Source organism: Streptomyces sp. 13-12-16 (assembly GCF_002114215.1).
In the GTDB taxonomy this organism is placed as follows: Bacteria; Actinomycetota; Actinomycetes; order Streptomycetales; family Streptomycetaceae; genus Streptomyces.
Genome location: NZ_NCTE01000463.1, coordinates 1 through 2,404 on the forward strand (window position 1 = coordinate 1; position 2,404 = coordinate 2,404).

General features: G+C 74.6%; 1 protein-coding gene and 1 pseudogene. Both read left to right on the forward strand.

Annotation, left to right across the window (positions count from 1 at the left end):
• Nucleotides 1-1,530, forward strand: a 1,530-nt coding sequence (locus B7767_RS18645; RefSeq protein ID WP_143652540.1) for a glycosyltransferase family 4 protein, incomplete at its 5' end; no start/stop codon positions are given.
• Nucleotides 1,531-1,824: 294 nt separating this feature from the next.
• Nucleotides 1,825-2,404: pseudogene (locus B7767_RS18650) on the forward strand (class I SAM-dependent methyltransferase); the annotation flags it as partial.

Sequence of the window (2,404 nt, forward strand, 5' to 3'; positions counted from 1 at the left end):
CGCGTCGGCCCCGGACCCGGCGGGACGTCCCCCGCCCCCGCGGGCACCCGCGCCGAGCGCGCCCTGCGGGCCGTACGGGACCAGCAGGCGCCCCCGCGCTCGCTGGCCGTCGTCGGCCTCGGCTTCGGCTACACCACCGGCGTGGCGATCCCCGTCCTGACCTACACCCAGGCCCTGCTCGCCCAGTCGCCCGTGGACGTCCGCTACCTCGACCTGAGCGCCTACTGCCGCACCGAGGACGTCCTCGACGCGCTCGGGGACACCGATGTCGTGCTCGTCAACAGCCTCGCCCCGCTGTGGCGCTCCGCCCTCGGCAACGAACTGGTCGACGAACTGGTGTCCGCCGGCCGGAAGGTCTTCCTCTACGCCCACGAGACCGAGCACGTCATGGCCTACGAGGCGGAGCACCACACCCTGCGCCACAAGGAGATGCTCCGGCTCCTGCCCCGGGTGCGCGTGCTGTGCGTGTCCTCGGCCCAGGCCGACATGTTCCGCGGGCTCGGGGTGACCGCCCCCGTCGTCGTCTACAACACCGTCCCGCAGGACAGCCACCGGGCCCGGGCCCGGCCCACGCCGGGCGGGCAGCCGCGGATCGTGATGGTCGGCTCGATGCAGGACCGCAAGGGCCTGGACCTCTTCTCGCGGGTCGCGGAACTCGCGCACGCCAAGGGGCTGCCGTGGCGGTTCGCGTGGATCGGCCACCGCACCCCGCGGATCGCCTCCTCGACCCTGGTCTCCGACCGGGTGGCCTGGATGGGGGCGCTGTCGCGGACGCGGGTGCGGGAGGAACTCGCCGCCTCGGACGTCTTCTTCCTCTCCTCCGTCGACGACCCGATGCCGCTGTCGGTGGTCGAGGCGGTCCAGCAGCGGCTGCGGGTGATCACCTACGGGCGGGTGGGCTCCCGCGAGGTGCTCGACGGGGTCCCGGGCTACCGGTCGTTCTCCGAGTACACGCCGCAGGCGGCGTTCGACGCCCTGCGGTCGGTGCTCGCCGAGCAGGTCTCGGAGGACGACTACCGGGAGGTCGAGGAGCTGTTCGACATCCCCGCGTTCACCGCGCGGATGACGACCGCGCTGGGGCTGCCCGGCCCCGGGCCCGCGCGGCACCCACTGTCCGCCGCGTCCGCGGAGAGCGCGGAGACGGCGGACGGCGACGGTCCGGAGAATCCGCGGGCGGTGGTCCCGCAGCAGCTCCGGCACCTCAACGAGGACTTCAAGCGTCACGTCGGCGCGGGCAACGTCGAGGACGCCCTGCGCGTGGGCACCGAGATCCTGCGCCGCCGGCAGCCGGTGGACGTGCTGATCGGCATGGCCGAGCTGCGCGCCGCCCGGGGCCAGGCCAAGGAGGCGTGCCGGCTGCTGGCCGCCGCGGCCGTCGCCGGTGGCGACCGGGGCAGGGTGTGGTCGGAGATATCCCGCGTGGCGGCCCTGCTCGGCCCGCGCGGACGGGCCATCCGGCAACTGGCCCGCAGGGAATCGGTCCGGGCGCAGGTGACCCACCACTCGGCGCGGCTGCGCAAGGGGGACTGAGCCGGGGCGTCCGGCCGGGACGGCACCGGCCCCGCCGGACACTCCCCCGCCCGGCCCCGGGGAGGTCGGCCCCGACCGGCGTTCCCCCGCGTCCCCCGGTACCGCATCGGCTCCCTGACGGATTGAGGTCCCAGGTCCATGAACAGCCGTTCCACGCTCCGCGGTTCAATCTCCCGGCGTCTGCTGCGCCCGGTCACCGACGTCATCGACCGGCGCATCGAGCGGCGGGTCCGCTCCGAGGTCCGGCGCACGGCCGGCCGGCAGGCGCCGGACCCCGACACGACCGAACAGCTCGTGCGTGACGTCGAGTTGCTCCGGCACCGCCAGCTCACCTTCGAGCTGCTCCTCGGCCCCCGCGGGCGGGGCGTCTCGCGCATCGTGTCCGAGGGCCCCCTGCGGCAGTTGCACGCCGAGGTCACGGCCCTGTCCGGTGACCGTGACGCGGCCGTGCGCAACGTCGCCACCGCCTTCCGGCTGCTCGTCTCGCTGGAGTCGCTGGGCGTGGGCCGGATCGCGGGCGGCACCATGAACATCTGCGGCAAGCTCGGGACGGTCCCGCTGCTCGATCCGCCGAACGACGACATCCTGGAGATCGGCACGCTGTACGGGCTGTTCTCCGCCGGGCTGGTCCGCATGATGGAACGCGACGGCCGCAGCCCGAGGCTGACCATCGTCGACCCCTTCGCCGGCGTACAGCTCCAGCCCGGCACCGCCCAGCGCCCCGACCCCAGCGGGTCACCGGTCGACGAGCACGCCGTACGCACCAACCTCGCCCTCGCCGGCCCGGCGGGCACGACGGCACGGATCCAGCGGGGGTTCTCCGAGGACCCCGGGACCCGGGCGGCCGTCTCGGACCGCCGCTACGGCGTGATCG